This is a genomic window from Sphingomonas sp. BL-S-25 (genome assembly GCF_055521555.1).
Window position 1 is genome coordinate 3,961,369 of sequence record NZ_CM145486.1, and the last position, 18,697, is coordinate 3,980,065.

Here is an 18,697-nt window from a genome sequence, read left to right on the forward strand (position 1 = left end):
GCCGGTGTCTCCGCTCAGGCCGCGACGGCGTCGGTGACGGGGCGGCGGCTTTGCGCGAGCGTGGAGAAATAGACGTCCTCCAGCCCGCCATCGACCGCGCTGAATCCCTCGCCGGGATCCTGGGGCGACAGGATGTGGACGACGGTGCGGCCCGCGAACAGGCGCGTGGAGATCACTTCATAGCGCGTGCGATAGGCGTCGAGCTCGCTGCGATCGATCGTCTTGGCCCAGACGGTTCCGCGGGCGCGCGCGATCAGGTCGAGCGGTGCGCCCTCCAGCTGGATCCGCCCGGCCGCGAGCACAGCCATGCGCGGGCACAGGTCGGCGACATCCTCGACGATATGGGTCGACAGGATCACGACGACATTCTCGCCGATCTCGGCCAGCAGATTGAGGAAGCGGTTGCGCTCCTCGGGGTCGAGACCGGCGGTGGGCTCGTCGACGATGATCAGTTCGGGATTGCCGATCAGCGCCTGGGCAATGCCGAAGCGCTGGCGCATGCCGCCGGAGAAGCCGGCGATCGCCTTCTTGCGAACGGTCCACAGATTGACCTGGTTGAGGAGCGTCTCGACCGTGTCCTTGCGCTCGCGCGCGGAGGCAATGCCCTTCAGCACCGCCATGTGATCGAGCATGTCATAGGCCGACACGCGCGGATACACGCCGAAGTCCTGCGGAAGATAACCGAGCGTGCGGCGAAGCCGTTCGGGTTCGCGCACTACATCGATGTCGCCAAAGGTCACGCTGCCCGAGGTTGGGCTCTGTAGCGTGGCCACAGTCCGCATCAGCGTCGACTTGCCCGCACCGTTCGGGCCTAGCAGGCCGAACATCCCCTTGGGAATGGAAAGGGTGACATCGTCGAGGGCCCGCGTCCCGTTGGGATAGACATGGGTGAGCTGCTTCAGGTCCAACATGCGATTTCCCCCGTATGTGATGCGCAGACCATAACGGGTGTTTTACAAAGGTAAAGCAGCTGAAGCTGGTGTGATGCTTGAACACTCACGATCTTGTCGACTTCGCTGCAAAGCAGCATAGGTGGAGCCAGCCAACGGGGAGCCCAATTGCGCATCGCCATCATCGACGAGAGCGGACTGCGCGCAACCATTCTCGAAGAGGGGCTTCGGGACGCGGGGTTTGACGACATCATGGTGGTGCCGCCGACCGGTGCGTTCGTCGCGCGGCTGGAGCGGATGGCGCCCGACGTGGTGCTGATGAACCTGGGCAACCCTAGTCGGGATTCGCTGGAGGAGATGCTGGCAGTCAGTCGTGCGCTGGCGCGGCCGATCGCGATGTTCGTCGACCAGAGCGACGACGACATGATCGGTGCCGCGATCGACGCAGGCGTCTCGGCCTATGTGGTCGATGGCCTGCGCAAGGATCGGGTGAAGCCGATCCTCGACCTGGCGATCCGCCGCTTCCATGCCTTTTCCAAGCTTCAGACCGAACTCGATGCCGCGCGCTCCGAACTTGCCTCGCGCAAGACGATCGACAAGGCGAAGTCGATCCTGATGGAGAGCCGGGGGTTGAGCGAGCCGGAAGCCTATACCCTATTGCGCACGACCGCGATGAATCAGGGGCGCCGCGTGGTGGATGTCGCCGAAGCGTTGATCACCACCGCCGGGCTGCTGGGAGGCAAGTCATGACGCCTTTGTCGATTGCGTTTCTGCCGCTGACCGACAGTGCTCCGATCATTGTCGCCGCCGAGATGGGATTCGCCAAGGCCGAGGGGATCACGCTCAATCTGGTACGCGACACCAGCTGGGCGACGGTGCGCGACCGGTTGGTCTATGGTCAGGTGCAGGCGGCGCACTTGCTTGCGCCCTTGGCCGTGGCGGTGACGCTGGGTCTCAGCCAGACGCCTTGTGCGATCGCCGCACCGTTCAAGTTGAACGACAATGGCAATGCGCTGACCCTATCGGCCGAGTTTGCCGCGGCGCTCGATCCGGTGTCGCGCAACCGGATCGACGATCCGGTGGCGACGGCGCACGACTTCGCCGCGGCGATCGGCCTGCATTTCCGCAAGCCGGTGATCGGCATCGTCCATCGTTTCTCCAGCCACGCTCTGATGTTGCGCTACTGGCTGGGCTTTGCCGGCGTGAATCCCGATCGCGACGTGACGCTCAGGGTGCTGCCGCCCTCGCTGATGACCGAGGCGCTTCGCGCGGGCGAGATTGACGGCTTCATCGCCGGCGAACCCTGGAGCAGCGTAGCAGTCGATTCCGGGCTGGGGGAGATCGCCGCCGTCGGGGTCAATATCTGGAAGCGCGGCGTCGAAAAGGTGCTCGCGACCCGGGCTGACTGGGCGGAGGCCAACCCCGACACGCTCGACCGCCTGCTTCGTGCCCTGTCGCGCTCTGCGGCCTGGTGCGACGACCCGGCAAATCGCGATGCCGTGTCAGAGCTTCTCGCACGCCCCTCCTATCTCGATCAGTCGCCGCGGCTGATCGCGCACGCGCTCGCAGGACGCATGCCGCTGCGACAAGGCGAGGAGCCGGTCGAAATCCCCGATTTCACCGTCTTCTACCGCGGTGCAGCGAACTTTCCGTGGCGCAGCCAGGCACTGTGGATCTATTCGCAATTCGTTCGCTGGAAGATGGTCGATCCCAGCACGGAGGCGGAGCGCGCGGCCGCCGGCGTCTTCCGCTCCGACCTGTACCGCCGCGCGCTGGCAGGTGAGGGGATTCCGATGCCCGGTGCGAGCATGAAGGTCGAAGGCGCGACCGAGGCGCCGTTGAGCGCGGGCAGTCACAGCGGCAGCCTCACGTTGGCACCCGATCGCTTCTTCGACGGGCGGACCTTCGATCCCGATGCGATCGAAGCCTATCTCAATGCGTTGCAGGCGGATCGCTACGATTGAATTTTTTGCACTTGCGAAGAGTCGCATGTCCCGTCAGATTTTGAGAGTCGCCCAGGGACGGGGAGACGTCAGCGGAAAGTTCGGCCGATGAAGGCCTGACATTCCATCACACGACAGCAAAGCCGCTGTCCGATCACTGCCTTTCGGGCGGCGGGTCGGAAGCGGCTTTTTTCGTGCCTGCGCGGCACCGGGGAATGCGGCGATGAAGATGACGGAAGTGATGCAGGCGGGATACGCCTTTGCAGGTGGCGGCAGCGATGTCGATCCGCGACCGGTTCGGGCGCGATCGGCATTCTGGTCGAGCGGGCATACGCCCACGCTGATCGCCGCCTTTCTCTATTTCGACCTGGCGTTCATGGTCTGGGTCCTGCTCGGGCCGCTGGCGCCCGAAATCGCGAAGACACTGCAACTGACCGCCGCGCAGAAGGGGCTGATGGTCGCGACACCGACCCTGGCCGGCGCGATCCTGCGCGTGGTCAATGGCCTGCTGGTCGATCGTATCGGCCCGAAGCGGTCGGGCGCGATCAGTCAGGTGATCGTGATCGCCGGGCTGATGTTCGCATGGATCATGGGCGTGAACAGCTTTGCGGGCACGCTTGCGCTCGGTGTCATCCTCGGCTTCGCGGGTGCCAGCTTCGCGATCGCGCTCCCGCTGGCCAGCCGCTGGTATCCGCCCGAGCATCAGGGCAAGGCAATGGGGCTGGCCGGCATGGGCAATTCGGGCACGGTGCTCGCCGCGCTGTTCGCGCCGGCGCTGGCCAAGATGTTCGGCTGGAACTCGGTCCTGGGCCTGGCCTGCATCCCGCTGACGATCGTCTTTATCGCCTATATGATCATGGCGAAGGATCCGCCGGGTGCACCCGCCCCGAAGCGGCTCTTCGACTATTTCGAGCCGCTGAAGCGTGCCGATGCCTGGTGGTTCATGGGCTTCTATGCCGTGACGTTCGGCGGCTTCGTCGGACTGGCGGCGTCGCTTACCATCTATTTCACCGATCAATTCGGGCTGAGCACCATCATGGCGGGCTATTGCACCGCGGGGTGCGTGTTCGCCGGCTCGCTGGTGCGGCCGATGGGCGGGGCGCTGGCCGATGCGATCGGAGGGGTTAAGACGCTTGGCGTGGTGTTCATCGTCGCTGCCTTCGCGCTCGCCGGCGTTAGCGGCGCGACGACCGTCACGGCAGCACTTGGGTTGTTCGTGGTCGCGATGCTGGCACTGGGGGCAGGCAATGGCGCGGTCTTCCAGCTGGTACCGCAGCGCTTCGCCAGCGAGATCGGCGTGATGACCGGGCTCGTGGGCATGGCGGGCGGTGTCGGCGGCTTCTACCTGGCCTCGTCACTGGGCGTCGCACGGCAGCTGACCGGCAGCTATCAGTCGGGTTTCCTGGTCTTCGCGGCGCTGGCGCTGCTCGCCTTTGCCGGGCTGGCAATGGTGAAGACGCGCTGGCGCGGCAGCTGGGGCGCGGCAGACGGCGTCCGCATCTGACAGTCGGCGCACGGGCGGCGTGCTGCCGCCCGTGCGGGCTTGGGGGAAATCCGATGAAAACTGCATTTGCAACGGCGGCCGCCCTGGTCGCCGCAGGGGGAGCGCATGCCCAGGATCTGGCCGTCCAGCCACTGGTCGAGGCACGGCTACGCTCCGAACATGTCGACCAACAGGGCCTGGCGGACACCGCCGATGCGGTCACGTTCCGCGTTCGCGCTGGCGTGTCCGCCACCCGCGGGCGGATCGCAGCGCTGGTCGAGGCACAGGGTAATCTGGCCATCGTCGATCGCTATGATGATGGCCTGCACGGAGCATCGACGCGGCCGATCGTCGCCGATCCGGAGAATGTCGCGCTGTACCGCGCGCAGCTTCAATATCGCAGCAAGCCGCTGACGGTGACGCTCGGCAGGCAGCGGATCGCGCTGGATGACGAGCGGTTCGTCGGGGCTGTAGCGTTTCGGCAGAATGGCCAGACCTTCGACGCCGTGCGCGTCGAATGGACCGGAGTGGCCGGTCTGAAGGCGGATGTCAGCTATGCCTGGGGCGTGCGGACGATCTGGGGGGTCGACGGTGTCGGCGCCCGTCAGCGTGCCGTGTCAGGAAACAATGTCTTCGCCAACCTCACCTATGCCTCCCCGATCGGCAAGGTGACGGGCTTTGCCTATCTGGTCGATCAGGACGAGGCGGCTGTGCAGGGGTTCCGATTGTCCAGCCAGACCTTCGGCGCCCGGCTGGCGGGGTCGCGCAAGTTTGGGCCGGTAAGCTTGGGCTATCAGCTGAGCGGTGCGCGACAGCGCGACTATGACCGCAACCCGAACCGCTATACCGCCGACTATCGCCTGATCGAGGGCTCGCTGGACTATGGGGCATTTCGGCTGAGCGCGGGGCAGGAGGTGCTGGGCGCGGATCGAGGGGTTGCCCTCACGTCGTTCCAGGCTCCCGTGGGGACCTTGTTCAAGTTCAACGGCTGGGCGGACAAGTTCCTGATCACCCCGCCCGACGGATTGCGCGATGCCTATGCGAGTATCGGTTTCAACCAGGCCGTCGCGGGACCGTTCAAGGCGCTGACCTTTCATGCAAGCTATCATCGCTTCGACAGCGACCGCAGCGTGCGCCATTATGGCGACGAATTCGATCTGCTCGCGAGCGCCAAGATCGGTCGTTACACCCTCTCGGCCCGTTATGCCGACTATGACGCCGACCGGTTCGCGACCGACACGCAAAAGGCATGGCTTCAGGTCGACTGGGCATTCTGAAGATGCTGCATTGCAAAAATAACACTTGATCGTGTCGACTGTAATCCGCATCATGCCGGCATCGGGCAACGCTGCCCGAACGAGACATAGCTGCAGCTTCCACTGACGGAAGATCGCAGTGCATCGGACGGGCATCCCGTCCAGGGTGATTGGCAAGGCCGCCATGCGAGCACTTCTTCGGAAGTGACCCGCATGGCGGCCTTTTCGCGTTTGGAGCAGGCGAGATGGAGTTTTCGGGGAACGGCTGGAGCAGCGAGGAGAGCGGGGACGCACCCGGCATCCCGCCGCGGCGCGAGCATCTGGTGGTGATCGGCAACGGCATGGCCGGATGCCGCGCGGTCGAGGAACTGCTGGCGCGCGATGCGGGACGCTACCGCGTGACGATCTTCGGCGCCGAGCCGCATGTGAACTATAATCGCATCATGCTCTCGCCGGTCCTGGCGGGTGAGAAGACGTTCGACGAGATCATCCTCAACACGCATGAGTGGTACCGCGACAACGGCATCGAGCTGATCGCCGGCGACGCGGTGGTCGCGATCGATCGCGCGGCACAGTGGGTCACCGCCGCCTCGGGTCGCAGCGTTGCCTATGACCGGCTGTTGATCGCGACCGGATCCGACCCGTTCATCATTCCCTGTCCGGGACACACGCTTGACGGTGTGATCAGCTTTCGCGACATGCACGATGTCGACCGGATGCTTGCGGCAGCCGACCGGGGCGGTGACGCGGTTGTCATCGGCGGTGGCCTGCTCGGCCTGGAGGCTGCGCATGGGCTCAGCCTGCGCGGGATGAAGGTCACGGTGCTTCACCTGATGCAGACGCTGATGGAGCGCCAGCTCGATGAGGCGGCCGGCTGGCTGCTGAAGACCGCGCTGGAGACGCGGGGTCAGACGATCCTGACCGGCGCCGATACCGCCGAAATTCTCGACGACGGCAATGGCAAGGTTCGCGGCGTGCTGCTGAAGGATGGCACCGTCATCCCGGCAAGTATCGTGGTGATGGCGGTGGGTATCCGCCCGAATGTCCGGCTGGCGCGTGAGGCCGGGCTCGCGGTCGGTCGCGGCATCCAGGTCGACGATCATATGGTCACGTCCGACCCGGCGATCCTGGCGGTCGGCGAGTGCGTCGAGCATGACGGCAATGTCTATGGCCTGGTGGCGCCGCTGTTCGACATGTGCCGGTCGCTGGCCGACGGCCTGGTCGAGCGTCCGAGTGGCTATCGCGGGTCGGTCACCTCTACAAAGCTGAAGGTCGCGGGCCTCGATGTGTTCTCCGCGGGCGACTTTTCGGGCGGCGACGGCTCGGAGGACATCGTGCTGCGCGACGCCTCGCGCGGCGTCTACAAGCGCGTCGTCCTGCGCAACGACCGGGTGATCGGTGCGGTGCTGTACGGCGATACCGCCGATGGCGGCTGGTATTTCGATCTGCTGAAGAAGCAGGAGGACGTGTCCGATCTGCGCGATGTGCTGATCTTCGGCCAGGCCTTCGCCTCGGGAGGGGGGCAGGCGGACCCTAAGGCGGCCGTTGCGGCGCTCTCGGACGATGCCGAGATTTGCGGCTGCAACGGCGTGACCAAGGGCCAGGTCGTCGCCTGCATCGGCAAGGGGGCAAGCAGCCTCGATGCGGTGCGCGCAGGGTGCAAGGCATCGGCAAGCTGTGGGTCGTGCACCGGCCTGGTCGAGACGCTGCTGGCGCTGACGCTGGGCGACGAGGTCGAGGCAGGTCCACGCACCATGTGCAAATGCACCAGTTTCGGCCATGACGATGTCCGCCGCGAAATCGTCGCGCAGGACATGCGCTCGATCCCCGAGGTCATGCACAAGCTGCACTGGAGTACGCCCGACGGCTGCGCCTCGTGCCGCCCGGCGCTCAATTACTATCTGCTGTGTGCATTGCCCGGGGAATATGTCGACGACCAGCAGAGCCGCTTCGTCAATGAACGGATGCACGCCAACATCCAGAAGGACGGCACCTATTCGGTCGTGCCGCGCATGTGGGGCGGGATCACCAGCCCGCGCGAGCTTCGCGCGATCGCCGACGTGGTCGAGAAGTTCAACGCGCCGATGGTCAAGGTCACCGGCGGCCAGCGGCTCGATATCTTCGGCATCCGCAAGGAGGATCTGCCTGCGGTCTGGGCCGACCTGAATGCCGCCGGGATGGTCTCCGGACATGCCTATGGCAAGTCGCTGCGCACGGTGAAGACCTGTGTCGGGTCGGAATGGTGCCGCTTCGGAACCCAGGACTCCACCGGCCTTGGCGTCCGGATCGAGCGGATGACCTGGGGCAGCTGGATGCCGCACAAGTTCAAGATCGCGGTCAGCGGCTGTCCGCGCAACTGTGCGGAGGCGACGATCAAGGATTTCGGGGTCGTCTGTGTCGACTCCGGATATGAGCTGTCGGTCGGCGGCAATGGCGGGATCAAGGTCCGCGCGACCGACTTCCTCTGCAAGGTCGCGACCGAAGCCGAGGCGATGCATTATTGCGCCGCCTTCGTGCAGCTCTACCGCGAGGAAGCCCGCTATCTCGAGCGCACCGCGCCGTGGATCGAGCGGGTCGGCATCGACTATATCAAGGCGCGCATCGTCGAGGATGACGAGGGTCGCGACGCGCTGGCCGAGCGCTTCCTCTATTCGCAGAGCTTCAGCCAGGACGACCCGTGGGCCGAACGCGCGGCGGGCGTCGAGCGCGTCCAGCACAGCCATATGGCCGAATTCCATCCGCAGGGAGAACTCGCATGACCCCCGACTGGCTCGATATCGGCCGCCTCGACGAGATCCCGGTCCGCGGCGCCCGCACGGTGCCGGTGGCCGGCGGCGAGGAGATCGCGGTATTCCGCACCGGCGACGACCGCGTCTTCGCGCTGGTCAATCGCTGCCCGCACAAGAAGGGGCCGCTGAGCCAGGGCATCGTCCATGGCCACAGCGTCACCTGTCCGCTGCACAACTGGAACATCGCGCTCGCGAGCGGGGAAGCACAGGGCGAGGATCGCGGCTGCACCCCGACGGTGCCGGTGCGGATCGTGTCGGGCCGGGTGCTGATCGGCCGCGCCGCCGCGCTGGCGGCCGCCTGAGATGGAGAAGGCGATCCGCACGACCTGCGCCTATTGCGGCGTCGGCTGCGGCATCGCCGCGACCGTCACCGGCGAGCGCAGCGTCACGATCGCCGGCGACACGGCGCATCCGGCAAACCATGGCCGCCTGTGCTCGAAGGGGACGCATCTGGGCGAGACCACCAGTCTCGAGGGCCGGCTGCTCCATCCCGAGATCAACGGCAAGCGGGCGAGCTGGGACAAGGCGCTTGACCTGGTGGCGAAGCGGTTCCGCGACGCGATCGCGCGCCACGGGCCCAACAGCGTCGCCTTCTATGTCTCGGGCCAGCTGCTGACCGAGGATTATTACGTCGCCAACAAGCTGATGAAGGGGTTCATCGGCTCGGCCAATATCGACACCAATTCGCGCCTGTGCATGTCGAGCGCGGTGGCCGGGCATCTGCGCGCCTTTGGCGAGGATGTGGTGCCCGCAAGCTATGACGATCTGGACCAGGCCGATCTGATCATTCTGGTCGGCTCGAACACCGCCTGGTGCCATCCGGTCGTCTATCAGCGGATCATGGCGGCACGCGCGGCGCGCGGCACCAGGCTGATCGTGGTCGATCCGCGCTGGACCGAAACCTGTGCCGACGCCGACCTGCATCTGGCGATCCGGCCGGGCAGCGATGTCGCGCTCTTCAACGGTCTGCTGGCGCATTGCCGAGCCCAGGGCGTGATCGACGAGGCTTACCTGTCCCGAAGCGTCGACGTCCCCGACGACTTCTGGGACATGGTGGGAGAGGGGAGCGACCTGTGGTCGGTAGCCCGGACCTGCGATGTCCCGGCCGCCGATCTCAGGCGCTTCTTCGAACTCTTCGCCGCTACGCCGCGAACCGTGACCCTCTTCAGCCAGGGCGTGAACCAGTCGCTGCGCGGGACCGACCAGGTCAACGCCATCATCAACGTCCATCTCGCGACCGGCCGTATCGGCAAGCCCGGTGCGGCGCCCTTCTCGATCACGGGCCAGCCCAACGCCATGGGTGGCCGTGAGGTCGGCGGACTGGCTTCGACCCTGGCGGCGCACATGGACTTCGCGCCGGAGAATGTCGAACGGGTCGCTCGCTTCTGGGGCAGCGATCAGGTTGCGGCCAAACCGGGGCTGAAGGCGGTCGATCTGTTCCGCAGCATGGCGGAGGGGCGGATCAAGGCGCTGTGGGTCATGGCGACCAACCCCGCCGTCTCGATGCCCGACGCGGGCGCGGTTCGCGACGCCCTTGCCGACTGTCCCTTTGTCGTCGTCTCCGATTGCATCGCCGATACCGACACCAGCCGCTTCGCTCAGGTGAAGCTGCCCGCGGCGGGGTGGGGAGAGAAGGACGGAACGGTCACCAATTCGGAGCGAACGATCAGCCGCCAGCGCCGCCTGTTCGACCTGCCGGGGGAAGCGAGGCCGGACTGGTGGATCATCAAGGAGGTCGGCCGCCGCATGGGCTGGGTGGGCGAGTTCGCCTATAGCCGCCCCGCCGATATCTACCGCGAGCATGCCCGGCTCTCGACCTATGGCAATGGCGGGGCGCGGGTCTTCGACATCGGGCACCACTCGGCGATCGGCAATGCCGACTATGATGCGATGACCCCGTGGCGCTGGGGTGGTCACCCCTTCGTCGATGGCAGTTTCCCGACACCCAGCGGTCGCGCCCGGCTGGTGCCGGTGGCGCAGATGGCGCTGGCGGCACCCTTGCCCAACTGGCCGCTGACCCTCAACACCGGGCGCTACCGCGATCAATGGCACACCATGACGCGAACCGGCCTGTCGGCGAAGCTGGGCAATCACCGGCGCGAGCCGCTGGTCGAGATCCACCCCGAGGACGCGGCGGCGCTCGGCATCGGCGAGGGCGACCTCGCTCGCGTCTCCACGCCGCAGGGCGAGAGCGTGTTTCGAGCCGCGATGAGCACCGATCAGCGCCGGGGCGAGATCTTCACGCCGATCCACTGGACCGATCGCCAGTCCACCGGCGGGCGAACAGGCCTGCTACCGCGCCCGCTGGTCGATCCGCATTCGGGACAGCCGGGGTTCAAGTCGACGCCGGCGGCAGTAGCGCGTGTCGAGGTCGCCTGGCGCGCCTTTCTGATCACCCGCGATGATCCGGGGACCATCGATGCGCTCTGGGCGACGCGCGTCCGGGTTGCCAATGGCTGGCTGGTGGAACTGGCGGGCGATAGCGATCCCGCAAAACTGATGCGCCAGCTGCTGCCGTCAGGGGAGCGGATCGAGGCGGTCGACGCCTCTCGCGGACAGAGCCGCCAGGCGGTGGTCGTCGATGGCCGGTTGGTGGCGGTGCTCTATCTTTCGACCGGCGACCTGCCCCCGCGCGAGTGGCTGATCGCCCAGCTGAGCGCGACAGACACGGCGTCGCCGATCGAGTTGCTGGCGGGCCGGTCGGCCACCCCGGCGCCGGATCGCGGACCGATCGTGTGCGTGTGTTTCGATGTGGGACTCAAGACCATCCTCGCGGCGATCGCCGGTCAGCAACTGACGACGGTCGAGGCCGTGGGCGGGGCCTTGTCGGCCGGGACCAATTGCGGATCGTGCCGACCCGCGATCCAGCGCCTGCTGGGCGAGCATAAGGAGACTGCAAATGGCTGATGCGATCCTGCCCGGCGAAGTCTGGCTGGTCGGCGCTGGTCCCGGAGACCCAGACCTGCTGACGCGGAAGGCGGAGCGCCTGATCCAGGCGGCAACCGTGGTCTTCTATGATGCGCTGGTTGGGCCGGGCGTCCTGGATCTCGTGCCAGCGCGGACCCGCCTCATTCCTGTCGGAAAGCGATCGGGCAGGCATTCCAGGGATCAGCAGAGCATCAACGACATGCTGCTTGCTGCCGCGCTGGATGGAGAGCGGGTCGTTCGATTGAAGGGCGGCGATCCGTCGGTCTTCGCTCGGTCGGCGGAGGAGATGACCCACCTTCGCACGCATGGTATCTCGGTGCGCGTTTGCCCGGGGATCACAGCAGCCAGCGCCCTTGCCGCAAATGCGGGCATCTCGCTCACGCTGCGCGGCTTGGCGCGACGCCTCCAATTCATCACCGCCCATGCGCGCGCCGGGGAGAAGCTCGAACTCGACTGGGCGGCGCTCGCCGATCCCGGCGCGACCCTGGCGGTTTATATGGGTCGCGAGGTGGCGCGCGACGTCGCACGCGGGCTGATGGGGCAGGGGATGCCGCCGGAGACGCCGGTCCTGATCGCGGCGAATGTCAGCCTGCCCGAGGAACGCTTGTTGTTCACGCGCCTTGACCTGCTCCACCTGGGCGTCGCGTCGTTCGCAAATGGGGATCCGACATTGCTGCTGTTCGGTGAGGCCGTGCGCCAGACTATGGTGGCGAACCATGGAGTTCGCTCAAATGCCTTACTTGTCTCGGACCACAAGCCGCCCGAGTGAGGAAAGAATTCAGGTTGTCATTGACGCGCCGCGGACAAGTGTCGGCCGGCCGGCATTCAGCCGGCTCGGCTGCGCGGCGAAGGTCCCGGTGTCGCCGGTCGCCTGATAATCCGATGGCGGTACGCCCAGACACCGCTTGAAGGTGGCCGCGAAGGCGCTGGGGCTGTTATACCCGCATTCGAATGCGACCTGCGTGATCGATGCGCCCGCGTTCAATCGTACCACGGCGGCATTGAGCCGGGCGTGCAATAGCCACTGGGCGAAGCTGATCCCGATGTCGTGGCGAAACGCGCGGGTGAAGGTTCGTCGTCCCATGCCCGCGGCCAGCGCCGCTTCGTCGATCGACCAGTTGCGGTCGAGTGAGGCAAGCAGGCGGCGGCACAGGCGCGACAGGCGCGCGTCGCTGGGCATTGGCGTCCTGAGCGTTGGCAGCCGCGGCTGCGCCATCAGCAGTTCGACCTCCTCGCGGATCAGGTCCATGATCCGGCCGTCGCGGCTGTTCGGGTTGTAGCTCGGGGGCAGGCCGACTGCCGTCTGCATGAGTTCGTGCAGCAGGGGTGGCAATGGGATGCTGCGGCAATCCTGGTGCCACAACTCGGACGCTACGGTGACATAGACGCTAAGGACATGGGTATCGGCGAGGACGCGCATGTCGTGCACTGTGCCGGGGGGGATCAGCAGCGCGTTTTGTGTCGCCACCGTGAAAATCCGGTCCGCCGATGTCAGCGATAATGCCCCGGAACTGACATAAACGAGTTCCGCGCGGCCATGGGAATGGGGCGGGATCCGCAGTCTGGAAGGGCAGTTTACGGCACGAACCATGACGGGCCGCGCAGTGACGTCGCAATCGATCGGAATCGCAAACTGCTCCATGTCTGAAACTTAACAACACCATTTCGGTGTCACTAGACATATTTTTGCAAGTGCGAACGAACTTGGTGAACTCTCACCGATCGTCGAAATGGCCCGATGGCGCGGGACAAAGTCCCGATCACGAGGGCAGGCGAGGCCCATGTATTTTATGACCCTTTTGTTGCGGAGGGCGATGGGGGCACGCCGGCATAATCCCGAAATCATGAGTTAAAGCGCCTGCCGTCCGATACGCAGCCGAATGCTTCCAGGAGAGAATGTTCGAAAGGCAGTGCTTGCCGCGGGATCCGAGATCATCGGGAGGGCCCCCGCGGCACATTGATTGGGGGTTGCTTTTCATGAAGCCCCAATTTGTTCTCAGCAGTCGCGTTGATGGCGCTGGCCGTCGCATCCACCGCCCAGGCCCAGGAGGTCGAACCGGGCCAGGACGCCGAGGCGCCGACCGACACCATCGTCGTCACCGGATCGCGCGTGGCACGCACCGGGTTCGACAAGCCGACGCCGACCACCGTCATAAGCGCGGACCAGATCGCACGAACCGGCCTGAACGATATCGGCGACGTGCTGCTTCAAACACCGCAGATCAGTGTCGGCCTGGGCGCCAGCAATGACACGTTCCAGCGCGACATCGGCGCGACCTTCGTGAACCTGCGCGGGCTGGGCACCAATCGAACGCTGGTTCTGGTGAATGGACGACGCCGGGTATCGGGATCGCGAGAGGGGTCGCAGGTCGATGTCTCCTCGATCCCGGCGACGATGGTGGAGCGGGTCGAGATCATCACCGGCGGCGCGTCGGCGGTGTATGGCGCCGACGCCGTGTCGGGTGTGGTCAACATCATCCTCAAGGACGACTTCAAGGGTTTTAACATCACCGGCCGCCTCGGCATTGCCGATCGCGGCGATGCGGAAACCTACATGATCTCCGCCAGCGGCGGCGGCAGTTTTGCCGATGGTCGCGGGTCGGCGAGCCTGGGCGTGACCTATCAGAAAAGCGGAATCCTGCGATACACCGACCGCGACTATACGTCCGGCTCAGGTGCGCTGACCTTCGTTGCCAATCCGCTCAACACCGGCCCGAATGACGGCATTGCGGATCGCATCGTCATCACCGACCCGCACACGATCGGCAATTCCTATGTCCCGACCTTCGTGGTGCGCGGGCAGCGCTATTTCTATGACGACGCGCTGGTCCCGCTGACCAATCCGAATTGCTACGGCACGGTATGTAGCGGCGGGCCCTATGGCTATAACAGCCGCGAGCGTAACCTTCGCAATCCCCGTGAGGCGTTCGCCGCGATCGGCGGATTGACCTATGAGGTCGCGCCGTCGGTCACTGCCTTCGTCGACTTCGAATTTTCCTATTCCGACACCAATACCAACGGCCAGAGCTATTTCGACAGCAGCCTGGTGCTGCGCCGGGACAATCCGACGCTGCCGTCCGCCGTCACCTCCCTGATGGATGCCAATGGCTTGCAAACGCTGACCGTGGGTTATGAGGGCGAGGAGATCTACGGCAACAAGCAGTACAGCAACTCGCGCTACACCTACACGGCCGCTGCCGGCCTGCGCGGCCGCATTGCCGACCGGATCAACTGGGAGGCCTTCTATCAATATGGCCGGCGCGATCAGGACTATAAGACGTTCAATACCCGCATCGAAAGCAGGTTTTTCGAGGCGGTCGACGCGATCCGGGACCCGGCGTCAGGCCAGATCATGTGCAGCAGCGCATCGGCGCGCGCCGCCGGCTGTACCCCGATCAGCGTGTTCGATGGCCGCCTGACCGACGCGCAGCAGGCCTATTTCCAGCACACCTTCCAGCGCGACGTCACCAACGAACAGACGCTGATCGGCGTGCAGGCGACGGGCGAGTTGTTCAGACTGCCCGGCGGTCCGCTGAGCGTTGCGGTCGGTGGCGAATATCGCAAGGATCAGTTGCGCACGCTGGACGACGGGCTGGGTGCGCGCGGGCTGCTGTATCGGACCGATAATGGCGGTGGGCCGGTCAACGCGAGCAGCGAGGTGAAAGAGGCCTTTGCCGAGGTCGTCGTTCCCTTGCTGAAGGACATTCCCTTCATCCGCTCGCTCCAGGTCGAAGGCGCGGTGCGCTATTCCGACTATAACACGATCGGCAGCACCGTCGCATGGAAGCTGGGCGGCGAATGGGCGCCGATCGATGCGCTGCGCTTCCGGGTCACGCGATCACGCAGCGTCCGGGCACCGAACATCGTCGAGCTGTACAGCCCCGACACGCTCGGCACGCTCAACATCACCGCCGATCCGTGCGACGCGACGCAGATCAACCTCGCACCGAACCGCCTCGCCAATTGCCGGGCGCTCGGCATTCCGGTCGGCTGGGTCGATCCGGCGGCGGCGCTGGCGCTGCCGACCGCGCTCGGCGGCAATCCGGCATTGACCGAGGAAACGTCGAATTCCTGGACGGCGGGCATCGTGTTCAGCCCGATCGCAGGCCTGCGGATCTCGGCCGACTATTGGCAGATCCGCATCGACGACGCGATCCAGACGCTGGACGGCAACACGATCGTCGACAACTGCGTCGACTCCGCCACGCTCGACAACGCGTTCTGCGCGCTTGTCACGCGCGGCAATCTTGCCGGGGTTGCCGACCCGTTCGTCGTGTCGAATATCGACCTGCGCCAGATCAACATCGGCAGATTGGACGCCCGCGGCGTCGATGTCGCCGTAAACTACAACACGACGCTCGACCGGATCAGCTCGGGTCTGGCCGGGCGGCTCAGCCTGACGGCGACGGTCACCTATCTCGACCGGCTCGAGGAATTCGTCGACATCAACGATCCGACCAGCCTGCTGATCGAGGATGGCGAGTTCGACGATCCGACCTGGCGCGGAACGTTCAGCGCCGCCTATCGCCAAGGTGGGCTGAACCTCGGCTGGAACCTGCGTTACATCGGCGGCTCGAGCCTCGATGTTCAGCGCAGCGACGAGTATAACGGCTTCCTCAAGGTGGCGAAGCGCTTCTACAATGACGTGTTCGTCAGCCAGACGCTGCCCGGCGATCTGACGCTGCAGCTGGTGGTCAACAATTTGTTCGATGTGAAGCCGCCGCGAACTCCGTCCACCTATACCGGCGCGTTCGACGGCTCCCTGTACGACAATGTCGGTCGGTTCTTTTACGTGGGCTTTTCCAAGAACTTCTGAGCACAATCGCACGGTGCGGCTGTCGGCCGCACCCTGCTCCATCCATGTCCGCAATCAGGGGGCTAGCCGATGACGATCCTTACCCGCATTCTTCTTGCCAGCGCCGCCGCGGTGGCGATGATCCAGCCGCTCACTGCCCATGCGCAGGACAGCTATCGCCTCCCGCCAAAGACGGTCGTCGACATCCTCGACACCGCGCCGCCCCCGGAGGCGAGCGCCAGCCCCGATGGCCAATGGCTGGTCCTGACCGCGCTGAAGGGCATGCCGACCATCGAGGACCGCGCTGCGCCGATGGCCAGGCTGGGTGGGGTCCGCGTCAATGTTGCGACGAACGGCCCCTATGATCTCGACCCCTATGACCTGCACTCGTCCTATACCGGCCAGGGGACCGGCTACACGCTGGTCGACCTGAAGTCCCAGGCCAAGCGCGCGCTGGAGGTTCCGAATGCAAAACTCGGCCCGCCAATGTGGTCGCCCGACAGCCGCAACTTCGCCTTTCTCCGCACCGTCCCGACCGGCGTCGAACTCTGGGTCGTCGATGTCCAGACCGGCGCTGCGCGGTCGCTGTCCAAGCCGGTGATCAACACCGCCCGCAGCATCGATTACCAGTCGGATGCGCCGTGCCACTGGATGGATGCCGCGCGGCTGCTGTGCCATTTCATCCCCGAGGGAAGAGGCCCAGTACCGACGCCGGGTGTCCCGACCGGACCGTCGATCCAGGAGACGGACGGCAGCAAGGCGCCTGTCTGGACCTTCACCAACACGCTCACCAGCAAGTTCGACGAGACGCTGTACGACTATTACATGACGTCGCAGCCGGTCATCGTCGACATCGGTACCGGCAGCGCGACCCCGCTGGGCAAGCCGGCCATCTATCAGGAACTGACCCCGTCGCCCGACGGCAACTACCTGCTGTCGGTGTGGATCGCCGCGCCCTATTCCTATCTCGTCCCGGCCAACCGTTTCCCCAAGGAGGTCGACATTCTGTCCGCCTCGGGCGCGGTCGTGCAGCATGTCGCCAGCGTGCCGATGAACAGCGGTGGGCCCGAGAGCCTGGGATGGGCCGGTGCCGGTCCGCGTGGGTTCGCCTGGCGGCCCTCGGCGACGCCCGCGCTGCTCTATGTCGAACCGCTGGACAAGGGGGAGCCCAAGCAGGCGGCGGAATATCGCGACCGCGTGATGCTGCTCGGCGCCCCATTCAACGGGAGCGCCAAGGAACTGCTCCGCACCACCGATCGCATCGTCTCGACCGGCCCGGGCTATCAGTCGCGCGATCTGTTCGCCTTCACCCAGGACGCCGGCCGCATGCTCGTGAAGCAGTTCGCCTGGGGCACGCGCGAGACGAAGATGTGGCTGGTCGACGCGAACGGTGCAGACGGCGCCAAGCCTGCGCTGCTGTGGTCGCACAACGACGATAACTGGTATGGCGATCCGGGCACGCCGATCACGAGGAGTGCTGCCGCAGGCACCGTGCTGCGCCAGGATGGCGACTGGATCTATCTGACGGGCGAGGGCGGGTCACCGGACGGCGACCATCCGTTCCTGTCGCGCTTCAACCTGGCGACCAAGGCGACCGAGCGATTGTTCACCACCAAGGGAGCGAATTACGAGGAAGTCGTCGATGTGCTGGACGACAAAGCCAGCCGCATCGTCACCCGCTATCAGACCAGCTTGACGCCCGCCAATTATTATCTTCACCAGCTCGGCCGCGGCGCGCGGAAGACTGCGCTGACCGACATAAAGCGCCCGGCGAGCGCGCTCAGCTATTCCAGCAAGGAACTGGTGAACTACACCCGCGCCGACGGTGTGCCGCTCAGCGGGACGCTGTACCTTCCGCCCAACTACAAGAAGGGTGATCGCCTCCCGACGATCATCTGGGCCTATCCGCGCGAGTTCGCAGACGTGAAGGGTGCGGGACAGGTAAGGGGCACGTCCTACGCCTATTCCGGGACCTCTCCGCGCACGCCGACGGACTATATGCTGTTCCTGACGCAGGGCTATGCGGTGCTGGCGGACGCGTCGATGCCGATCGTCGGCGGGCTGCAGGCGAACGACACCTATGTCGAACAGCTGGTCGGCAATGCGCAGGCCGCCATCGACATGCTGGTCGCCAAGGGCGTGTCGGATCCCAAGCGGGTCGGCGTTGCCGGGCTCAGCTACGGCGCCTTCATGACCGCGAACCTGCTTGCCAACAGCGATCTGTTCGCCGCCGGCTATGGCCTGAACGGTGCCTATAACCGCACGCTCACGCCGTTCGGCTTCCAGCGCGAGCGCCGTACCTATTGGGAGGCGCCGGAAGTCTACACCAAAATGTCTCCCTTCATGCAGGCGACGAAGATCAACGAACCCTATCTGATCTTTCATGGCGAAATCGACAGCAACACCGGGACGTTCCCGATCCAGTCGCAGCGTCTGTTCCACGCGATGAAGGGGCTGGGCGGCACCGCCAAGCTTGAGATGCTGCCGTTCGAGGATCACATCTATGCGGCCCGTGAAACCCGCCTCCATGTACTGGCGGAAGCATTCGACTGGTTCGACAAATATGTGAAGAAGGCCGACTGAATGTCCCCCCCTGCCGGAACCGCTTCGCGC

At 65.4% G+C, this 18,697-nt stretch carries 12 protein-coding genes; 10 read left to right on the plus strand and 2 right to left on the minus strand.

Features of this window, described 5'->3' with window-relative positions:
* Window positions 1–14 precede the first annotated feature (14 nt).
* Window positions 15–911: an ABC transporter ATP-binding protein gene (locus tag ACZ1H8_RS19160; protein ID WP_465178821.1), complete on the minus strand. Its 897-nt coding sequence runs from the start codon at window positions 909–911 to the stop codon at window positions 15–17.
* 147 nt (window positions 912–1,058) lie between these two features.
* Between ACZ1H8_RS19160 and ACZ1H8_RS19165 the strand changes: the two genes are divergently transcribed.
* From ACZ1H8_RS19165 to cobA, 8 genes are all read left to right on the plus strand, one after another.
* Window positions 1,059–1,640 (plus strand): ANTAR domain-containing response regulator, encoded by a 582-nt coding sequence (locus tag ACZ1H8_RS19165; protein ID WP_465178822.1) that lies wholly within the window; start codon window positions 1,059–1,061, stop codon window positions 1,638–1,640.
* Entirely contained in the window at window positions 1,637–2,854 is a 1,218-nt protein-coding gene (locus tag ACZ1H8_RS19170) for a CmpA/NrtA family ABC transporter substrate-binding protein (RefSeq protein ID WP_465178823.1), read from the plus strand. Before ACZ1H8_RS19165 ends, ACZ1H8_RS19170 begins: the two co-directional genes overlap by 4 nt.
* A gap of 220 nt (window positions 2,855–3,074) precedes the next feature.
* On the plus strand, window positions 3,075–4,337 hold the full coding sequence (locus tag ACZ1H8_RS19175; RefSeq protein ID WP_465181425.1) for a nitrate/nitrite transporter: 1,263 nt from the start codon (window positions 3,075–3,077) through the stop codon (window positions 4,335–4,337).
* Window positions 4,338–4,390: 53 nt separating this feature from the next.
* Entirely contained in the window at window positions 4,391–5,593 is a 1,203-nt protein-coding gene (locus ACZ1H8_RS19180; RefSeq protein ID WP_465178824.1) for an alginate export family protein, read from the plus strand.
* 224 nt (window positions 5,594–5,817) lie between these two features.
* The gene (gene nirB, locus ACZ1H8_RS19185) at window positions 5,818–8,331 is read left to right on the plus strand and encodes a nitrite reductase large subunit NirB (RefSeq protein ID WP_465178825.1); all 2,514 of its coding nucleotides are present in this window, start codon (window positions 5,818–5,820) and stop codon (window positions 8,329–8,331) included.
* Window positions 8,328–8,663, plus strand: coding sequence for a nitrite reductase small subunit NirD (nirD, locus tag ACZ1H8_RS19190; RefSeq protein WP_110150360.1), 336 nt, complete (start codon window positions 8,328–8,330; stop codon window positions 8,661–8,663). Before nirB ends, nirD begins: the two co-directional genes overlap by 4 nt.
* Before the next feature lies 1 nt (window position 8,664).
* A complete protein-coding gene (locus tag ACZ1H8_RS19195; RefSeq protein WP_465178826.1) occupies window positions 8,665–11,268 on the plus strand; it encodes a molybdopterin-dependent oxidoreductase in 2,604 nt (867 codons plus the stop codon).
* Entirely contained in the window at window positions 11,255–12,058 is an 804-nt protein-coding gene (gene cobA, locus ACZ1H8_RS19200) for a uroporphyrinogen-III C-methyltransferase (protein WP_465181426.1), read from the plus strand. Before ACZ1H8_RS19195 ends, cobA begins: the two co-directional genes overlap by 14 nt.
* A 9-nt stretch (window positions 12,059–12,067) precedes the next feature.
* Here cobA and ACZ1H8_RS19205 read toward each other — a convergent pair whose 3' ends face one another.
* On the minus strand, window positions 12,068–12,931 hold the full coding sequence (locus tag ACZ1H8_RS19205) for a helix-turn-helix transcriptional regulator (RefSeq protein ID WP_465178827.1): 864 nt from the start codon (window positions 12,929–12,931) through the stop codon (window positions 12,068–12,070).
* Between the two features lie 369 nt (window positions 12,932–13,300).
* On the opposite strand from ACZ1H8_RS19205, the gene ACZ1H8_RS19210 reads away from it, so the two are divergent.
* Complete coding sequence (locus ACZ1H8_RS19210; protein ID WP_465178828.1) at window positions 13,301–16,105, plus strand: TonB-dependent receptor plug domain-containing protein; 2,805 nt, start codon at window positions 13,301–13,303, stop codon at window positions 16,103–16,105.
* 69 nt (window positions 16,106–16,174) lie between these two features.
* Window positions 16,175–18,667 carry a S9 family peptidase gene (locus tag ACZ1H8_RS19215; protein WP_465178829.1) on the plus strand — a complete coding sequence of 831 codons (2,493 nt, stop codon included), beginning with the start codon at window positions 16,175–16,177 and terminating at the stop codon, window positions 18,665–18,667.
* Window positions 18,668–18,697: the final 30 nt, after the last annotated feature.

Bases quoted from the DNA above. Each gene is read 5' to 3' on its own strand.
- ACZ1H8_RS19175 (WP_465181425.1), top strand. From the start codon at position 3,075: ATGCAGGCGGGATACGCCTTTGCAGGTGGCGGCAGCGATGTCGATCCG.
- ACZ1H8_RS19160 (WP_465178821.1), bottom strand. From the start codon at position 911: ATGTTGGACCTGAAGCAGCTCACCCATGTCTATCCCAACGGGACGCGG.
- ACZ1H8_RS19195 (WP_465178826.1), top strand. From the start codon at position 8,665: ATGGAGAAGGCGATCCGCACGACCTGCGCCTATTGCGGCGTCGGCTGC.
- ACZ1H8_RS19180 (WP_465178824.1), top strand. From the start codon at position 4,391: ATGAAAACTGCATTTGCAACGGCGGCCGCCCTGGTCGCCGCAGGGGGA.
- ACZ1H8_RS19170 (WP_465178823.1), top strand. From the start codon at position 1,637: ATGACGCCTTTGTCGATTGCGTTTCTGCCGCTGACCGACAGTGCTCCG.
- nirB (WP_465178825.1), top strand. From the start codon at position 5,818: ATGGAGTTTTCGGGGAACGGCTGGAGCAGCGAGGAGAGCGGGGACGCA.
- ACZ1H8_RS19205 (WP_465178827.1), bottom strand. From the start codon at position 12,931: ATGGAGCAGTTTGCGATTCCGATCGATTGCGACGTCACTGCGCGGCCC.
- ACZ1H8_RS19210 (WP_465178828.1), top strand. From the start codon at position 13,301: ATGGCGCTGGCCGTCGCATCCACCGCCCAGGCCCAGGAGGTCGAACCG.
- ACZ1H8_RS19215 (WP_465178829.1), top strand. From the start codon at position 16,175: ATGACGATCCTTACCCGCATTCTTCTTGCCAGCGCCGCCGCGGTGGCG.
- nirD (WP_110150360.1), top strand. From the start codon at position 8,328: ATGACCCCCGACTGGCTCGATATCGGCCGCCTCGACGAGATCCCGGTC.